Source organism: Vibrio sp. 2134-1, from assembly GCF_033339495.1.
The window spans coordinates 1-17,253 of sequence record NZ_JAWOUS010000005.1 but is presented as its reverse complement, the minus strand read 5'-3'; the positions used below and the strand labels follow the sequence as shown (position 1 = coordinate 17,253).

Genomic DNA, 17,253 nt, shown 5'->3' with positions numbered 1-17,253 from the left:
ATATAGATTACTTGTTACGACGACGTACGATGTACTTGTCAGTGCGTTTGTTCTTACGAGTCTTGAAGCCTTTAGTAGGCATACCCCAAGGAGATACTGGGTGACGACCACCAGAAGTACGGCCTTCACCACCACCATGTGGGTGGTCAATCGGGTTCATTACAACACCACGAACCGTTGGACGGATACCGCGATGACGTGATGCACCTGCTTTACCAAGTTCACGTAGCATGTGCTCAGAGTTACCAACTTCACCGATTGTTGCACGGCCTTCAGAAAGAACTTTGCGCATCTCGCCAGAACGTAGACGGATAGTTACGTACGCACCGTCGCGAGCAACGATTTGAGCGTAAGCACCAGCCGAACGAGCTAGCTGACCACCTTTACCAGGCTTAAGTTCAACGTTATGTACTGTTGAACCTACTGGGATATTACGCATTGGTAGAGTGTTACCAGCTTTGATTGGTGCATCAACACCAGACTGAATAACATCACCAGCTACAACACCTTTAGGTGCTAGGATGTAGCGACGCTCACCGTCTTTGTAAAGAACTAGAGCAATGTTTGCGCTACGGTTTGGATCGTATTCAAGACGCTCAACTGTCGCTGGAATACCATCTTTAGTACGTTTGAAGTCAACTACACGGTAGTGGTGCTTGTGACCACCGCCGATGTGACGTACTGTGATACGACCCTTGTTGTTACGACCACCGTTCTTAGAGTTTTTCTCTAGAAGAGGTGCGTATGGCTTGCCCTTGTGTAGGTCAGCGTTAACAACTTTAACAACGTGACGACGACCAGGGGAAGTCGGCTTACATTTAACAATAGCCATTTTTAACTACTCCTGTTATTCCGCGCCGCCAACGAAGTCAAGATCTTGACCTTCTTTCAAAGTAACGTACGCTTTCTTAACGTCGCTGCGGCGACCTTGGCGTAGACCTTGACGTTTGGTCTTACCCTTAGTGATAAGAGTATTTACAGACTTAACTTCAACTTCAAATAGCTTTTCTACAGCTGCTTTGATCTCTTTTTTAGTCGCATCTTTAGCTACTTTGAAAACGATAGTGTTCGCTTTCTCAGCTGCCATAGTTGCTTTTTCAGAGATGTGCGGTGCACGTAGAACTTTTAGGATACGCTCTTCAGTGATCATGCTAGCATTTCCTCTACTTGCTTAACTGCTTCTGCAGTCATTACAACTTTGTCAAACGCGATTAGAGATACTGGATCGATACCAGCAACATCACGTGCGTCAACTTTGTATAGGTTACGAGCAGCTAGGAATAGATTCTCATCTACTTCGCTAGTCACGATTAGAGCGTCAGTTAGCTCAAGCTCTTTAAGCTTAGCAACTAGCTCTTTAGTCTTTGGTGCTTCAACTGAGAAGTTATCAACAACGATTAGACGCTCTTGACGAACAAGCTCAGAAAGAATGCTCTTCATAGCACCACGGTACATTTTTTTGTTTACTTTTTGGCTGTGATCTTGTGGTTTCGCAGCAAAAGTAACACCACCTGTACGCCAGATTGGGCTACGGATTGTACCAGCACGCGCACGGCCAGTACCTTTTTGACGCCATGGCTTAGCGCCACCGCCAGAAACTTCTGAACGTGTTTTTTGAGCACGAGTACCTTGACGAGCACCTGCTGCGTACGCAACAACTACTTGGTGTACAAGAGCTTCGTTAAACTCACGTCCGAAAGTAGTTTCGGAAACAGTTAGTGCATCGGCACCTTTAACCATTAGTTCCATTACTTACTCCTGAGACGTTATGCTTTAACAGCTGGTTTAACGATCACGTTGCCGCCAGTTGCGCCTGGGACTGCACCTTTAATAAGAAGCAGGTTGCGCTCAGCGTCAACACGTACGATCTCTAGGTTTTGAGTCGTTACACGCTCAGCACCCATGTGACCTGCCATTTTCTTGCCTTTAAATACGCGACCTGGAGTCTGACATTGACCGATAGAACCAGGAGCACGGTGAGACAATGAGTTACCGTGAGTCATATCTTGAGTACGGAAGTTCCAACGCTTAACAGCGCCTTGGAAACCTTTACCCTTAGATGTACCAGTAACGTCTACTTTCTTAGTTTCGTTGAATAGTTCAACAGTTAGTTCTGAACCAACTTCGAACTCTTCGCCGTTTTCTAAACGGAATTCCCAAAGACCGCGACCAGCTTCAACGCCAGCCTTAGCAAAGTGACCTGCTTCAGCTTTGTTTACACGGTTAGCTTTCTTAGAACCAGCTGTAACCTGGATTGCTGCGTAGCCGTCAGTTTCAAGAGTTTTCACTTGAGAAACACGGTTAGCTTCAACCTCAACAACTGTTACTGGGATAGAAACGCCTTCTTCAGTAAATACGCGGGTCATGCCCACTTTACGACCGATTAGACCAATCATACTTCTAATCTCCCTTAACCTAGGCTAATTTGAACGTCAACGCCCGCAGCAAGGTCTAGACGCATTAGAGCATCAACAGTCTTGTCTGTTGGCTCAACGATGTCGATTAGACGCTTGTGAGTACGGATTTCGTACTGGTCACGTGCTTTCTTGTTAACGTGTGGAGAGATAAGAACTGTGAAACGCTCTTTACGAGTTGGCAGTGGGATTGGACCACGAACCTGTGCGCCAGTGCGCTTAGCTGTTTCAACGATTTCCGCTGTAGAAGCATCGATTAGTTTGTAATCGAAAGCTTTTAGGCGGATACGGATACGTTGGTTCTGCATGAGACAGAGCTCCAAATTTAATAAATTACACAAACAATATCGCCACTCAAACTCGTCAAGACGAGAGAATGCCGATTGATTTATGTGAAACCGTAGCATCCAAGATTAGGACGCATTGTCAGTTAATTTTCGATTAACTATCCCTATATGCCAAAGTCACCTTTGAGGATAGTTTTTCCGAAGAAAAGATAGCTAATTGTATTAACCGCGAACATAAGCTGAGTATACATTACCTCACAAATCCTTAGATTTGCTCGCTCCTCACTGCTCATTGGTTCACAACTGGCTTAACCAGTGCGCTGCATTATACAGATCACACTTTAGGTTGCAAGCGCTGAGTGAAAAATAATCGGGAATATTCCAAACCCTATACATCCCTCTTCGCTTGGTAGCCATTAAACAAAAAGGACGCCGAAGCGTCCTTTTCTAAACTGTAATCGTAATAGCGGCTGCTATTATTTCTTACCGCTTGATAGTGCACCGAAACGCTTGTTGAAGCGATCAACACGGCCGCCTGTATCAACGATACGTTGCTTACCAGTGTAGAATGGGTGACACTTGTCACATACGTCTAGGTGGATAGACTCTTTACCTAGAGTAGAGTTGAACTCAAAAGAGTTGCCGCAAGAACAAGTCGCTTTTACTGCTTTGTATTCTGGGTGGATACCAGCTTTCATGGGATAACCTCAATAGTAGGCCGTGTCGCTATACGAATCTAAGCCGCACACCACACGCAATTAATAATAAAATGGGATACCGCATCAACTAATTGCCGAAGCCATATCTCAAGGCGCGATATAGTAAAGAATCACATTGCTCGGATCAACACATTTGGCAACTTTTTCGCCACTTTTTTAGCCAGACTAATCATAGAGGCACGATTCACGCTGAATCACATAGCTTTACTCGAATTTCCATACCGATTTTAATAGACTCTCATTTCCTTTCCCTCTTTTTAATAGCTAAGAATTTATGCGTCCAACCATTGCTAGAGTGGCATTACCCGTTCCGCTCGACAAACAATTTGATTACGCCATTCCGGGGCACCTGTTTCCGATCATTGGTGGACGCGTTTCCGTGCCTTTTGGACGCCAAACCTTAGTCGGCATCGTCACCGCAATGGTTAATCACTCGGACTTTCCCAAAGATCAACTCAAGCCAATCAAAGCAGTTCTTGATTCTCAGCCGATATGGTCTGAAAAGCTTTATTCGTTGCTGACTTGGTGCAGCCAGTTCTACCAATACCCACTTGGAGATACGCTACACAATGCGATGCCAGCAGCTCTACGTAAAGGAAAGCCTGCAGATTTTGCGACGTTACAAGAGTGGCAAATTACCGAATCCGGTAAAGACAAGCTGATGCAAGGGCTTGATCGTCGAGCGGTCAAACAACAGAAGGTCTTGCAAATGTTGGTTAACGGCGCTTTGCCTCACCAGGAATTTGTCGACCAAGAGATAGCCTCAACAGTACTAAAGTCTTTAGAAGAGAAAGGCTGGATTGAACGTATCGAGAAGAAGCCTGTAATCACCCAGTGGGGACAGCACGTTGAATGCGACGTCGAGAAGCCAAAGCTCAACCACGAACAAGCGCTGGCTATTGCAAGTGTAAATAGCCAAACAGGTTTTGCTTGCTATTTATTAGAAGGCGTCACGGGCTCAGGTAAGACAGAAGTGTACCTCAACCTTATCAAGCCAGTTTTAGAGCAAGGGAAACAAGCCTTGGTTTTAGTACCAGAGATTGGCTTAACGCCCCAAACCATCAACCGCTTTAAACGCCGTTTTAATGTGCCAGTTGACGTCATCCACTCCGGGTTAAACGAGACGGAGCGTCTGAATGCGTGGCTTTCTGCACGCGACAAAGCGGCCGGAATCATTATCGGCACACGCTCTGCCCTACTCGCGCCTTTTGCTGATCTCGGGATTATCATTGTGGACGAGGAACATGACACCTCTTACAAACAGCAAGATAGCTTGCGTTATCATGCACGCGATGTTGCTGTAATGCGCGCTCATAAAGAACAAGTTCCGATTGTTCTGGGCTCAGCCACACCTGCACTGGAGACATTGCACAATGCCTTGTCAGGCAAATATCACCATTTAACACTAACCCAACGAGCTGGCTCTGCCGTGCCAACCACTAATAAAGTGTTAGATGTAAAAGGTCAGTATTTAGAAAGTGGCTTATCTGCCCAACTGATTGCCGAGATGCGCAAGCATTTAAAAGCGGGCAATCAAGTAATGTTGTTTCTTAACCGCCGAGGCTTTTCGCCCGCTTTGATGTGCCATGAATGCGGTTGGATTGCAGAATGTAAACGTTGTGATGCGTACTATACGTTCCACCATTACAGCAACGAAATACGCTGCCATCACTGCGGCTCACAACAACCGGTAATTCATCAATGTCAGGGGTGTGGTTCAACTCAACTGGTTACCGTCGGCGTAGGAACGGAACAACTCGAACAACAATTGGCTCAGTTATTTCCAGAATACAACGCCATTCGCATCGACAGAGACAGCACACGTCGCAAAGGTAGTTTGGAAGATGCCCTTGAATCGATTCGTAAAGGTGAACATCAAATTCTGATTGGCACCCAAATGCTGGCTAAGGGGCACCATTTTCCAAATGTAACACTCGTTGCTCTTTTGGATGTTGATGGCTCTCTCTATAGTAGTGACTTCCGCGCTTCCGAGCGACTAGCGCAGTTGTTTATTCAGGTCGCAGGTCGTGCCGGCCGCGCAAGTAAACCTGGCGAGGTTATCCTACAAACCCACCATCCTGAGCACAGCTTGCTGCAGGCCCTGCTTCAAAAAGACTATCGCCACTTTGCTATGACTGCTCTGGAAGAACGCAAACTGGCTCAGCTTCCGCCTTATAGTTTCTTGACTCTGTATAAAGCAGAGGCGAACCAAAGTGAGGTAGTTGAAGACTTCCTGCGTCAGGTTCGCTTTACGTTAGAGTCACACCCTCTGTTCGATGATTCCTGCATGGTGTTAGGCCCTACTCCTTCACCTTTGGCTAAGCGGGCTGGTAAATACCGCTGGCAACTATTACTGCAAACTCAGCATCGTTCATTGATGCAAAAGTTATTAACCAGTGCCAAACCTGCTATTGAGTTGTTGCCAAATGCTAAGAAAGTACGCTGGAATTTAGACATAGAACCACAAGATCTCAGCTAGCAAACGTTTAACTATGTAATGAATTACCATTTAATGTGACCAGAATCACACCAAGATTACAATTTTTGTTAAACAGACCGTAACTTTCACTTTAGAAATGAATAGACTATCCAAATTAGAAAAGTCTAAAGTGACTTGTTTGCACAGGCTTAGATTAAAACAATGACTATTCCCACAAATTGATATCGCGGTGAAGAATCCATTTTCCCACTCGTTAACACGAACTGAGCGAAGAGCAAATACAGCTCTCACTCGGTTTGATTACTCTGATTTCAAACCGGAATAACGTCATCTTGGCAAAAAATAAATGAGAGGTTAAAAACTATGGCGACAATGAAGGATGTTGCCCAGCTTGCGGGAGTGTCTACGGCTACGGTATCTCGAGCCTTAATGAATCCAGAGAAAGTCTCTTCTTCTACAAGAAAGAGAGTAGAAGATGCCGTACTTGAAGCGGGTTATTCTCCAAACTCATTAGCGCGTAACTTACGTAGAAACGAATCAAAAACCATTGTTACTATCGTTCCCGACATCTGTGATCCTTATTTTTCTGAAATTATTCGCGGTATTGAAGATGCAGCCATGGAACATGGCTATCTAGTCCTGCTGGGCGATAGCGGACAACAGAAGAAACGCGAAAGCTCTTTCGTAAACCTCGTATTTACTAAGCAGGCAGATGGAATGCTACTGCTTGGTACAGATCTACCATTCGATGTCAGTAAGCCAGAGCAAAAGAACTTACCTCCGATGGTAATGGCGTGTGAATTTGCGCCAGAGCTCGAGCTTCCGACAGTACATATTGATAACCTGACCTCAGCATTTGAAGCGGTGAATTACCTGACCCAATTAGGTCATAAACGCATTGCTCAAATCTCTGGACCAGATACAGCAATATTGTGTCAGTTCCGCCAGCAAGGCTACCAACAAGCCCTGCGCCGTGCCGGCATCAATAAAGATCCACAATATAGTGTCATTACTGAGTTCTCTTTTGATGGCGGAGCAAAAGCCGTTCGTAAACTGCTCGAATTGCCAGAACCACCAACGGCTATTTTCTGTCACTGTGACACAATGGCCATCGGCGCAATTCAAGAAGCGAAAAAGCTTGGCTTACGAGTACCGCAAGATCTCTCTGTTGTGGGCTTTGATGACATTAACTTCGCTCAGTACTGCGATCCACCGTTGACCACCATATCTCAACCTCGCTATGAGATTGGTCGACAAGCGATGCTAATGATGCTCGAGATGTTAAAAGGCCACGACGTGCATTCAGGCTCGCGTCTGCTTGAAACTAATCTCGTCATTCGTGGAAGTGCAGCGCCACCACAGCGCCCTTAACCTAAAGATTAGGTATTCATCCCCAAAGCGGTGCTAAGGCGCCGCTTTTTTATTTACCCCTCCTGCTTTTTGTGTATCCCTGAATAAATGTAAGTGAGAACGGAAACACACTCCTACACTCGGGCGTTGTCGCGCTTTAGCTATCAAGATTCTATCAATAGGGTGTTTTCTCAACTCGTTCTGGATTAACATATTTGCAAGAATCCTTGATGACCAGAAATAACCGTGGCAAATAGAGATTATGTAAGACGGGGGCGAGGCGCCCCAAAAAAGTCGACAAAAAAACAGCCGCCGAGAAGAAAAAAACCTTGGCGCAGTGGCCTGCTCGCTATCTTGCTCGTGGGCGGTTTTGGCTATGGTCTTTACCTTTTGAGTAGCGACCCAGAACCTAAACAACCAGTCGTGAAGCAGCCAACAACCACTGTCAGCAAACCAAAGCCGAAAAAAGACTTGCCGCCACCACCAGAAGAAAAATGGGAATATGTTGAGTCACTACCGAAACGTGAAGTTGAAGTTGTGGCTAAAGAAATTGAAGTTTCTAAAATTCCTTACATCATGCAGTGTGGCGCGTACAAAACTCAGGCACAAGCGGAAGAGCGCAAGCTTGCAATCGCGTTCCAAGGGATGTCGAGCAAGATTCGTAAGAAAGAAGGCAGTTCATGGTATCGTGTGGTGCTAGGTCCGTATAAGTTCAAACGTGATGCAGAACGTGACCGTCATAAACTGCAACGCGCGAAAATCGAGCCGTGCGCGATTTGGAAAGAAAATCTTTAAACTCAGGCCCTAGGAGCTAAGATCCTAGGGCCTTTCTTTTTGCCCCCTTGAATCCCCATTTCTCCTCCCCCATATACTGAATTAAATCCAAAGAGAAATAATCAAGAGGTCGACTGTGACTACCATTGTATCTGTACGTCGAAATAATAAAGTCGTCATCGCGGGTGATGGCCAAGTATCTCTAGGCAATACCGTAATGAAAGGTAATGCGCGCAAAGTTCGCCGCCTATACAACAACCAAGTACTAGCGGGCTTTGCCGGCGGTACTGCGGATGCCTTCACCCTTTTTGAGCGCTTCGAAAGCAAACTGCAAATGCACCAAGGTCACCTAACCAAAGCGGCAGTTGAGCTAGCTAAAGACTGGCGTAGCGATCGTGCTTTGCGCAAGCTCGAAGCATTACTTGCCGTTGCCGACGAAACCGCATCGTTAATCATTACCGGTAATGGTGATGTCGTACAGCCAGAACACGACCTGATTGCGATTGGCTCTGGTGGTGCTTACGCACAAGCTGCCGCAACCGCCCTACTAGAAAACACAGATCTAGATGCTCGTGAGATCGCGGAAAAAGCTCTCAATATCGCGGGTGACATTTGTGTCTTCACTAACCATCACCACACGGTAGAAGAGCTAGACTCAACAATAGAGCCTGAAAAACCAACCGCGTAATCGTAACGAAGTAAGGAAAGAATATGTCTGAAATGACGCCTCGCGAAATCGTTCATGAATTGAACCGCCACATTATCGGTCAAGAAAAAGCCAAACGTTCGGTTGCGATTGCACTTCGTAACCGCTGGCGCCGCATGCAGCTTGAAGAAAGCTTGCGTGCCGAAGTGACGCCAAAAAACATCTTGATGATTGGCCCTACTGGTGTTGGTAAGACTGAAATCGCACGACGCCTCGCAAAACTGGCAAATGCCCCTTTCATCAAAGTTGAAGCGACAAAATTCACCGAAGTGGGTTACGTTGGTAAAGAAGTTGAAACCATCATCCGTGACCTAACCGATGTCGCTGTGAAAATGACGCATCAACAAGCGATGGAAAAAGTGAAATTCCGCGCAGAAGAACAAGCGGAAGAACGCATTCTTGATGCGCTACTGCCACCAGCACGTGATAGTTGGGGTCAAGCAGAGCAAACGGAAGAGTCTTCTCACACTCGCCAGATCTTCCGTAAGAAACTGCGTGAAGGCCAACTAGACGATAAAGAAATTGAAATCGACGTAGCCGCACCGCAGATGGGCGTAGAGATCATGGCGCCTCCTGGTATGGAAGAGATGACTAACCAGCTGCAAGGCATGTTCCAAAACCTCGCTGGCGACACTAAGAAAAAACGTAAGCTGAAAATCAAAGACGCAATGAAAGCGTTAGCGGAAGAAGAAGCGGCGAAACTGGTTAACCAAGAAGAGCTGAAAGAAGCAGCGATTTTCAACGTTGAAAACAACGGCATCGTATTTATCGATGAGATCGACAAGATCTGTAAACGCGGCGAGAGCTCAGGCCCAGACGTTTCACGCGAAGGTGTTCAGCGCGACCTACTTCCATTGATTGAAGGCAGCACGGTATCAACCAAGCACGGCATGGTAAAAACAGACCACATTCTGTTTGTTGCATCTGGTGCATTCCAAGTGGCAAAACCATCTGACTTGATCCCAGAATTGCAAGGCCGTCTACCAATTCGTGTTGAGCTAGAAGCACTAAGCAGCAACGACTTCAAACGCATTCTGACAGAACCAAAAGCCTCTCTAACAGAGCAGTACGTTGCGTTGATGAAAACGGAAGATGTGGACATCGAGTTCACAGAAGATGGTATCACGCAAATCGCGGAAGCGGCATGGACGGTCAACGAGAGCACAGAAAACATCGGTGCTCGTCGCTTACACACCGTAATGGAACGCTTGATGGATGAAATCTCTTACGACGCAGCGGAGCAATCTGGCGCTAAATTCATTATTGATTCCGCTTACGTGAAAGCGCGCCTAGGCGACACAATTGAAGATGAAGATCTAAGCCGCTTTATTCTTTAAACGCAATCTATTTTACCAAAGCCCAGAACCTTGTTTCTGGGCTTTTTGTTTAGAATGACGGTGACTTTGACAACATCTAAATCAAAAGATCTCGTCATTCTAGCGAGCTCAAGCGAGACTAAGAATCTGCTAACAGCAGACGCCTTTCTTTCCAACTCACCTTCACCACTGCACAATCGGATGATCGATTCTGAATCACACTCGTTCCTCGCTGTTCAGCATGACGGTGACTTAGACAACATCTAGATCAAAAGCTCTCGTCATTCTAGCGAGCTTAAGCGAGACTAAGAATCTGCTAACAGCAAACGCCTTTCTTTCCAACTCACCTTCACCACTTCACAATCGGACGATAGATTCTGAATCACACTCGTTCCTCGTTGTTCAGAATGACGGTGACTTTGACAACATCTAAATCAAAAGATCTCGTCATTCTAGCGAGCTCAAGCGAGACTAAAAATCTGCTAACAGCAGACGCCTATTCTTTCACACTCACCTTCACCACTGCACAATCGGATGATGGATTCTGAATCACACTCGTTCCTCGCTGTTCAGAATGACGGTGACTTAGACAACATCTAGACCAAAAGCTCTCGTCATTCTAGCGAGCTCAAGCGAGACTAAGAATCTGGTAACAGCAGACGCCTATTCTTTCCCACTCACCTTCACCACCGCACAATCGGATGATCGATTCTGAATCACACTCGTTGTTCAGAATGACGGTGACTTTGACAACACCTAAATCAAAAAGGTCTCGTCATTCTAGCGAGCTCAAGCGAGACTAAGAATCTGGTAACAACAGACGCCTATTCTTTCCCACTCACCTTCACCACCGCATAATCGGATGATCGATTTTGAATCACACTCGTTGTTAAGAATGACGGTGACTTTGACAACACCTAAATCAAAAGACCTGGTCATTCTAGCGAGCTCAAGCGAGACTAAGAATCTGCTAACAGCAAACGCCTTTCTTTCCAACTTACCTTCACCACTGCACAATCGGACGATAGATTCTGAATAACCCTTTGACTTCTAGCTGAGTTGTTTTAGGTCAATAGCGTATCTGCCTCTTTGTGCTTATACTGGGCACATTGGTTACTAGCACGAAATTTCCATGAAACAATCTCTACAGATCTGGCTTGAAGCCGCTCGTCCAAAAACATTACCTCTGGCATTGGTCTCTATCTTAACAGGTAGCGTGCTCGCGTACTCGGCGGGTCATTTCTCACTGACGATTGCCATCATGGCTTTCGTAACCGCGACATTGCTGCAAATTCTGTCCAACCTGGCAAACGACTATGGCGATGCCGTTCAAGGTACAGATAACGACAAACGCCTCGGCCCATTACGAGCGATGCAGTCAGGCGCGGTAAGTGCGAAACAGATGAAACAGGCGATTATCTTTAACATCGCTCTGACCGCCATTTCAGGCTTGGTGTTGGTTTTCTATTCACTAAGTTCACTGGAAAGCATTGTCACTTTTATCGGGCTGGGAATTCTGGCCATTCTCGCAGCCATTGCTTATACCATGGGTAGCAAACCATACGGTTACGTGGGGCTTGGCGATATTTCAGTTTTCTTGTTTTTTGGTTTACTCGGCGTATCCGGTACTTATTTCTTGCATACTGGTCACGTAGATACCACGCTATTCTTACCTGCTCTAGGCTGCGGTTTACTCGCCGTTGCAGTACTCAACATCAACAATATGCGTGATATCGAGAACGACCGAGAGTGTGGTAAACGCACAGTCGCAGTGCGATTGGGTCAACGCAAAGCCAAGCATTACCACTTTGTTTTACTTGGCGGTGCTATTCTTGCCTTTGCGGCTTACTTGTTAATTCAAGACAAACCCGTTTGGATTAGCTTGCCATTTTTACTTAGTATTTATTTCGTGGCCGATCATGGTAAAGCGGTTTGGCATACACAAAAGCCCGCTCAGATAGCACCAATGATGCCAGTCATCGTGAAATGCTCTTTAGTCACCAACGTTTTGTTTGCAACAATTGTGGTAGCTCAAACTCTAGTAAGTTAAAAAAGGATTGTCATTGCATTGACTTAATGCCTAGATATACTCAAAGACAACCAATTTCTGTTTAGAAAGGTACGCTATGGAATACAATACCTCAGCACTCTGTGATATCTACCTCGATCAGGTAGATGTGGTTGAACCAATGTTCAGTAACTTTGGCGGTCGCGCTTCATTTGCCGGGCAAATCACCACCATCAAGTGTTTTGAAGATAATTCGTTGATCCGCGCGACATTAGAGCAAGATGGACTTGGTCGCGTTTTGTTAATTGACGGTGGCGGTTCCCTACGTAAAGCCCTTATCGATGCAGAAATCGCAACCATTGCGGAAGAAAACGAGTGGGAAGGCATTGTTGTTTACGGCTGTGTTCGTGAAGTAGATGAACTTGAAGATATGAACTTAGGCATTCAAGCCCTCGCTTCTATTCCTGTTGGAGCGACCAGTCAGGGGATTGGCGAATTGGATGTACCAGTCAACTTTGGCGGCGTCAGCTTCTTACCTGAAGATTATATTTATGCTGATAGCACCGGAATTATCCTGTCGCCTGAACCATTGAATATTGATTTAGAGTTGGATGAAGAAGCATAGCGAGTCTTAGGTGTCTAAGTTATAGGGTCTTCTCTTGGCTCTTAGCGCCTAGCCTTGTCTTAACATTTTCTACTTCCCTAAAACACAAACACCCGCTTAACGCGGGTGTTTTTAATTTGGAATGAAGAAGCCGAATTATTCCACTTCGTCCATTTTGCCAAGTAGTGCACGAATGCGCTCTTGCCATTGTGCGTGCTCTTGCTGTGCTTGTTGTGCTTTTTGCTCTAGCTCTTCACGTTGAGAGCGAAGCTCGTTCGCTTCTTCCGCAAGTTTAGCTTTATCTTCTTTCAGCTCTTCGACTTCCATCTGAAGAAGAGTGATTGTGTCAACTGCAGTTTGAATTTTAGATTCTAGTTGTTCTAGTACTTCAAAAGACATCTTGGCCTACCTATGTTATTCCGTTGGGACGATGTGCGAGATTGATGCACACCTAACCTATATAAGGTTCATTCTACTCAGCGTCGCGATGAGAAACACTCACTATATTCGATATTTTGCATCATTCGGTCAAAAAATCAGCGCAATCTCACTAAACGCTGACTTTTCTTGTCGCCGAAGCATTTTTGAGCAAGGATTTTGCGTCTCGCTACGCTGAAAATCGCCCTAAGTATTGATCAAATTCAAGTTAGATAAAGTAAAAGCCTCGCAAAAAGGCAAACGTTTACTCGACCTTGTGATAGAATCGCCGCGCAAATTCTTCTTCCCTCTTGCTTACTTGGAGACATCATGAAACGCGATTTAGCAATGGCATTTTCCCGTGTGACTGAAGGTGCAGCTCTGGCTGGTTACAAATGGCTTGGCCGTGGCGATAAAAACGCAGCCGATGGCGCAGCTGTTGAAGTTATGCGCACGCTACTGAACAAAACAGATATCAGTGGTGAAATTGTCATTGGTGAGGGTGAAATCGATGATGCGCCAATGCTGTACATTGGTGAGCAAGTGGGTATTGGTGGTGATGAAGTAGATATTGCAGTCGACCCGATTGAAGGAACGCGTATGACGGCAATGGGACAATCGAACGCACTAGCCGTACTTGCCGCAGGTGAGAAAGGCTGCTTTCTTAAAGCGCCAGATATGTACATGGAAAAACTGGTTGTTGGCCCTGGTGCAAAAGGCGTAATTGACTTAGAAAAGCCGTTAAAAGAAAACCTAGAGAACGTAGCAAAAGCCCTGAACAAGCCACTTGATACCCTAGTCGTTATTACCCTTGCGAAACCTCGCCACGATGACGTTATTGCAGAAATGCAAGCAATGGGCGTACGTGTTTTTGCGGTGCCTGATGGTGACGTCGCTGCCTCTATTCTAACTTGTATGCCAGACAGTGAAGTGGACATGATGTACTGTATTGGCGGTGCGCCAGAAGGGGTTGTATCAGCAGCGGTAATTCGAGCGCTAGACGGTGACATGCACGGTCGCCTGCTTCCTCGTCACGAAGTAAAAGGCGATACTGAAGAAAACCGCATTTACGGTGCAGATGAACTAAAACGCTGCGATGAAATGGGCGTAAAAGCAAATGTTGTACTCAAAATGGAAGACATGGCTCGTAGCGACAATGTGGTATTTTCAGCTACAGGCATCACTAAAGGTGACTTGCTGGAAGGTATCTCTCGTCAAGGCAATATTGCAACCACAGAAACGCTGCTCGTGCGTGGTCGATGCCGTACTATTCGTCGCATTAAGTCGACTCACTACCTAGATCGTAAAGATCCAGAAGTACGCGATATTATTCTTTAAGCATTTCTCGAGGCTCTCGCTCAGTCTGAGCTTGAGCCTTTCTTTCCGCACAGCCGGACAGTAGATTCTGAATCACCTCGTCCCTCGCCGTTCAGAATGACGGAGACTTTAATTAGCTCTAAATCAAAAGAACTCGTCATTCTAGCGAGCACCAGCGAGACTAAGAATCTGGTAACAGCAAACTCCTATTCTTCCTGCTCGTCTTAGCCACTACACAGCCGGACAGTAGATTCTGAATCACATTCGTTCCTCGTTGTTCAGAATGACGGTGACTTTAATAAGCTCTAAATCAAAAGAACTCGTCATTCTAGCGAGCGCCAGCGAGACTAAGAATCTAGTGGTAACAAGCTCCTATTCTTTCCTGGTCACCTTAACCACTGCTCAACCGGACGATAGGTTCTGAATCACCTCGTTCCTCGCTGTTCAGAATGACGGCTACCATAGCAAGCTCTAAATCGAAAAAACTCGTCATTCTAGCGAGCTCCAGCGAGACTAAGAATCTGGTAACAGCAAACTCCGCTTCTTTCCCGCTCAACTAAGCCACTGCACAGCCGGACAGTAGATTCTGAATCACACTCGTTCCTCGTTGTTCAGAATGACGGTGACTTTAATAAGCTCTAAATTAAAAGAACTCGTCATTCTAGCGAGCTCCAGCGAGACTAAGAATCTAATAGTAACAAGCTCCTATTCTTTCCTGACCACCTTAACCACTGCTCAACCAAAAGATAGATTCTGAATCACCTCGTCCCTCGCCGTTCAGAATGACGACATATATTGGCTCATATGAACATAGCCCCTACAAATCCACACTCAAATTAAGTCAACACTTTTCTTTACTAACCCTATCGCGCATAATATGTACTGACGTATAAATGGTGGGTATATGAAGACCGTAGATAGGATATTGCAAATCGTTAAGCGTGATGGCTCCGTCACTGCAAAACAACTCTCTTCTGAGCTAGGGATGACAACTATGGGGGCTCGTCAGCACCTGCAAAGTTTAGAAGATGATGGCATTCTTTCTATCCATGACGTAAAAGTAAAAGTTGGTCGCCCTGCTCGTCATTGGTCTCTCACTCAAAAAGGTCATGAGCAATTTGCTGACCGTCACGGTGAGTTGACCATTCAGTTTATAGAAGCTGTCGAACATATCTTTGGCAAAGATGGACTGGAAAAAGTCACATCAGAAAGGGAAAAACTCACATTACAAAGTTATCGTCAGCATCTTGAGCAATGCGACTCTCTGCAAAGCAAACTAGAAATACTCGTCACATTAAGAGAGCAAGAAGGCTATATGGCCGAGCTCGAGAAAGATGAGAATGGATTTATCTTGATCGAAAATCACTGTCCGATTTGTAAAGCCGCAACTCGCTGCCCAAGCTTGTGCCAATCAGAATTAAGTGTCTTTCAGTCTTTACTTGGACGTGACACCAAAGTAGAGCGTACCGAACACATCATTAGTGGCCAAAGACGCTGCGTTTACCGCATCCAACAACTGCAGTAACCACCACAACCAAACATCGACATGCCGCACTTATTCAATCTCAAGCTTGAAAGCTTCTCTTATAAGTGAGACGGCTGAAGAATTCATCCTCTCTCCTCTTTCTAGTGGTATAGGCTTTTAGTAACTAAAGGCAATTTCCATAAGGATTTGGAGAGCATCGATGTCTAATCTACGTCATATCCCATCCCAAACGCTTCCTCCATTCGATGAAATGGTTCGAATGGCAGAGCGAGATCCAGAAGCTTTTGAGCAATTTCGTCATGAGATGGCGAAAGAGATGATCGAAAGCGCATCAGAAGATATGAAAGAAAGATTGTGGGCTCAACAAAGCCACATTGATAGAGTCATCAGCACGTGTAAAAACCCTCATCACACCAATGTGGTATTGATGAACGAGTTGCGAAAACAGGTCGTAAAGTTCAAAGCAGCGCTAGAAGGGGAAGCGGCACCGACACAAAAAGCGGATGTGGTTAGCTTAAACGCGTTTAAAGATAGGGATGATTTTTACTGATACTCAGTAGATAGATTGAGAAAGTTAGGGTTCGTTTCTCTTACCAAGGCTAACTTCCACTCACGCTTCCACTGCTTGAGCTGCTTTTCTCGGTTTATAGCATTAGCCATATCGTCGAATAACTCAAAGTAAACGAACTTATGAACGTTGTATTTCTTAGTAAACCCTTCCACCACTCCATTTTTATGTTGCCATATTCTTTGGGGCAGCTGACTGGTAACACCTATGTAGAGAACGGCGTTGTTATTCGACGTTAGGATATAAACGCAAGGTGTCTTATCGATGATTCATTCTCCTTCATTATTCGCTGTTACTTTTCCATTGTAATTCGCAAGCTCAGTCAGTTTATTTCAAACTCGGAGCGCTCTATGCGTAGATTCTGAATCACACTCGTGCCTCGTTGTTCAGAATGACGATGGCTTTCACAGACTCTAAATCAAAGGAGCTCGTCACTCAATCGAGCTTTAGCGAAACTAAGAATCTGGTAACAGCAAGCTCCTATTCTTTCCCGCTCAGCTTAGCCACTGTTCAACCGGATGATAGATTCTGAATCACACTCGTTCCTCTTTGTTCAGAATGACGATGACTTTAAGAGCCTCTAGATCAAAAGAGTCCGTCATTCTAGCGAGCCGCAGCGAAACTAAGAATCTGGTATCAGCAAGCTCCTATTCTTTCCCGCTCAGCTAACCACTGCTCAGCCGGATGATAGATTCTGAGTCACCTCGTTCCTCGCTGTTCAGAATGACGATGGCTTTAACAGTTTCTAAATCAAAAGAGTTCGTCATTCTAGTATATGGACTCCCGAGTTATTACAACTTGTTTAGCGAGAATAGATTAGATGCATGCGTATATTCGGGTTTTAATG

The 17,253-nt window shown here is 45.5% G+C and carries 18 protein-coding genes; 10 read left to right on the top strand and 8 right to left on the bottom strand.

What is annotated here, in order from left to right; all coding sequences use genetic code 11:
- Nucleotides 1-7: 7 nt before the first annotated feature.
- The 6 genes from rplB to rpmE all read right to left on the bottom strand — a co-directional run bounded on the left by rplB (nt 8) and on the right by rpmE (nt 3,399).
- Nucleotides 8-832, bottom strand: coding sequence for a 50S ribosomal protein L2 (rplB, locus tag R7R78_RS07940; protein ID WP_005383168.1), 825 nt, complete (start codon nt 830-832; stop codon nt 8-10).
- Nucleotides 833-847: 15 nt separating this feature from the next.
- Nucleotides 848-1,150, bottom strand: coding sequence for a 50S ribosomal protein L23 (rplW, locus tag R7R78_RS07935; RefSeq protein ID WP_004398471.1), 303 nt, complete (start codon nt 1,148-1,150; stop codon nt 848-850).
- A complete protein-coding gene (gene rplD, locus R7R78_RS07930) occupies nt 1,147-1,749 on the bottom strand; it encodes a 50S ribosomal protein L4 (protein ID WP_005379556.1) in 603 nt (200 codons plus the stop codon). Before rplD ends, rplW begins: the two co-directional genes overlap by 4 nt.
- 17 nt (nt 1,750-1,766) lie before the next feature.
- Nucleotides 1,767-2,396 carry a 50S ribosomal protein L3 gene (rplC, locus tag R7R78_RS07925; RefSeq protein ID WP_005379555.1) on the bottom strand — a complete coding sequence of 210 codons (630 nt, stop codon included), beginning with the start codon at nt 2,394-2,396 and terminating at the stop codon, nt 1,767-1,769.
- Nucleotides 2,397-2,410: 14 nt separating this feature from the next.
- Complete coding sequence (gene rpsJ / locus R7R78_RS07920; protein WP_004410492.1) at nt 2,411-2,722, bottom strand: 30S ribosomal protein S10; 312 nt, start codon at nt 2,720-2,722, stop codon at nt 2,411-2,413.
- A gap of 455 nt (nt 2,723-3,177) precedes the next feature.
- The gene (gene rpmE, locus R7R78_RS07915) at nt 3,178-3,399 is read right to left on the bottom strand and encodes a 50S ribosomal protein L31 (protein ID WP_005379546.1); all 222 of its coding nucleotides are present in this window, start codon (nt 3,397-3,399) and stop codon (nt 3,178-3,180) included.
- Between the two features lie 295 nt (nt 3,400-3,694).
- Between rpmE and priA the strand changes: the two genes are divergently transcribed.
- The 7 genes from priA to rraA all read left to right on the top strand — a co-directional run bounded on the left by priA (nt 3,695) and on the right by rraA (nt 12,639).
- Entirely contained in the window at nt 3,695-5,899 is a 2,205-nt protein-coding gene (gene priA / locus R7R78_RS07910) for a primosomal protein N' (RefSeq protein WP_225473400.1), read from the top strand.
- Between the two features lie 303 nt (nt 5,900-6,202).
- Nucleotides 6,203-7,231: a DNA-binding transcriptional regulator CytR gene (gene cytR / locus R7R78_RS07905; protein ID WP_254901949.1), complete on the top strand. Its 1,029-nt coding sequence runs from the start codon at nt 6,203-6,205 to the stop codon at nt 7,229-7,231.
- A 225-nt stretch (nt 7,232-7,456) separates the two neighbouring features.
- Nucleotides 7,457-8,005 carry a cell division protein FtsN gene (gene ftsN, locus R7R78_RS07900; protein ID WP_017820300.1) on the top strand — a complete coding sequence of 183 codons (549 nt, stop codon included), beginning with the start codon at nt 7,457-7,459 and terminating at the stop codon, nt 8,003-8,005.
- 115 nt (nt 8,006-8,120) lie between these two features.
- Complete coding sequence (gene hslV / locus R7R78_RS07895; protein WP_033905999.1) at nt 8,121-8,672, top strand: ATP-dependent protease subunit HslV; 552 nt, start codon at nt 8,121-8,123, stop codon at nt 8,670-8,672.
- A 23-nt stretch (nt 8,673-8,695) separates the two neighbouring features.
- The gene (hslU, locus tag R7R78_RS07890; protein WP_132936723.1) at nt 8,696-10,027 is read left to right on the top strand and encodes an HslU--HslV peptidase ATPase subunit; all 1,332 of its coding nucleotides are present in this window, start codon (nt 8,696-8,698) and stop codon (nt 10,025-10,027) included.
- Between the two features lie 1,111 nt (nt 10,028-11,138).
- On the top strand, nt 11,139-12,056 hold the full coding sequence (locus R7R78_RS07885; protein ID WP_005379538.1) for a 1,4-dihydroxy-2-naphthoate polyprenyltransferase: 918 nt from the start codon (nt 11,139-11,141) through the stop codon (nt 12,054-12,056).
- Nucleotides 12,057-12,132: 76 nt separating this feature from the next.
- Complete coding sequence (gene rraA, locus R7R78_RS07880; RefSeq protein WP_225473399.1) at nt 12,133-12,639, top strand: ribonuclease E activity regulator RraA; 507 nt, start codon at nt 12,133-12,135, stop codon at nt 12,637-12,639.
- A 135-nt stretch (nt 12,640-12,774) separates the two neighbouring features.
- Here rraA and zapB read toward each other — a convergent pair whose 3' ends face one another.
- A complete protein-coding gene (gene zapB / locus R7R78_RS07875; RefSeq protein ID WP_005379536.1) occupies nt 12,775-13,017 on the bottom strand; it encodes a cell division protein ZapB in 243 nt (80 codons plus the stop codon).
- A 348-nt stretch (nt 13,018-13,365) separates the two neighbouring features.
- On the opposite strand from zapB, the gene glpX reads away from it, so the two are divergent.
- From glpX to R7R78_RS07860, 3 genes are all read left to right on the top strand, one after another.
- Entirely contained in the window at nt 13,366-14,373 is a 1,008-nt protein-coding gene (gene glpX / locus R7R78_RS07870; RefSeq protein WP_225473397.1) for a class II fructose-bisphosphatase, read from the top strand.
- Between the two features lie 883 nt (nt 14,374-15,256).
- Nucleotides 15,257-15,877, top strand: a complete 621-nt coding sequence (locus R7R78_RS07865; protein WP_137281673.1) for a helix-turn-helix transcriptional regulator — start codon at nt 15,257-15,259, stop codon at nt 15,875-15,877.
- Nucleotides 15,878-16,037: 160 nt separating this feature from the next.
- Nucleotides 16,038-16,388: a DUF3135 domain-containing protein gene (locus R7R78_RS07860; protein ID WP_054576874.1), complete on the top strand. Its 351-nt coding sequence runs from the start codon at nt 16,038-16,040 to the stop codon at nt 16,386-16,388.
- Here the strand turns inward: R7R78_RS07860 and R7R78_RS07855 are convergent.
- Nucleotides 16,382-16,648, bottom strand: coding sequence for a GIY-YIG nuclease family protein (locus R7R78_RS07855; RefSeq protein WP_318070181.1), 267 nt, complete (start codon nt 16,646-16,648; stop codon nt 16,382-16,384). The genes R7R78_RS07860 and R7R78_RS07855 overlap by 7 nt on opposite strands.
- Nucleotides 16,649-17,253 lie beyond the last annotated feature (605 nt).

Coding starts and splice junctions, on each gene's coding strand:
- R7R78_RS07860 (WP_054576874.1), top strand. CDS start 16,038: ATGTCTAATCTACGTCATATCCCATCCCAAACGCTTCCTCCATTCGAT.
- R7R78_RS07865 (WP_137281673.1), top strand. CDS start 15,257: ATGAAGACCGTAGATAGGATATTGCAAATCGTTAAGCGTGATGGCTCC.
- hslU (WP_132936723.1), top strand. CDS start 8,696: ATGTCTGAAATGACGCCTCGCGAAATCGTTCATGAATTGAACCGCCAC.
- rplC (WP_005379555.1), bottom strand. CDS start 2,396: ATGATTGGTCTAATCGGTCGTAAAGTGGGCATGACCCGCGTATTTACT.
- zapB (WP_005379536.1), bottom strand. CDS start 13,017: ATGTCTTTTGAAGTACTAGAACAACTAGAATCTAAAATTCAAACTGCA.
- rplB (WP_005383168.1), bottom strand. CDS start 832: ATGGCTATTGTTAAATGTAAGCCGACTTCCCCTGGTCGTCGTCACGTT.
- glpX (WP_225473397.1), top strand. CDS start 13,366: ATGAAACGCGATTTAGCAATGGCATTTTCCCGTGTGACTGAAGGTGCA.
- rpsJ (WP_004410492.1), bottom strand. CDS start 2,722: ATGCAGAACCAACGTATCCGTATCCGCCTAAAAGCTTTCGATTACAAA.
- priA (WP_225473400.1), top strand. CDS start 3,695: ATGCGTCCAACCATTGCTAGAGTGGCATTACCCGTTCCGCTCGACAAA.
- rpmE (WP_005379546.1), bottom strand. CDS start 3,399: ATGAAAGCTGGTATCCACCCAGAATACAAAGCAGTAAAAGCGACTTGT.
- rplD (WP_005379556.1), bottom strand. CDS start 1,749: ATGGAACTAATGGTTAAAGGTGCCGATGCACTAACTGTTTCCGAAACT.
- R7R78_RS07885 (WP_005379538.1), top strand. CDS start 11,139: ATGAAACAATCTCTACAGATCTGGCTTGAAGCCGCTCGTCCAAAAACA.
- rraA (WP_225473399.1), top strand. CDS start 12,133: ATGGAATACAATACCTCAGCACTCTGTGATATCTACCTCGATCAGGTA.
- rplW (WP_004398471.1), bottom strand. CDS start 1,150: ATGATCACTGAAGAGCGTATCCTAAAAGTTCTACGTGCACCGCACATC.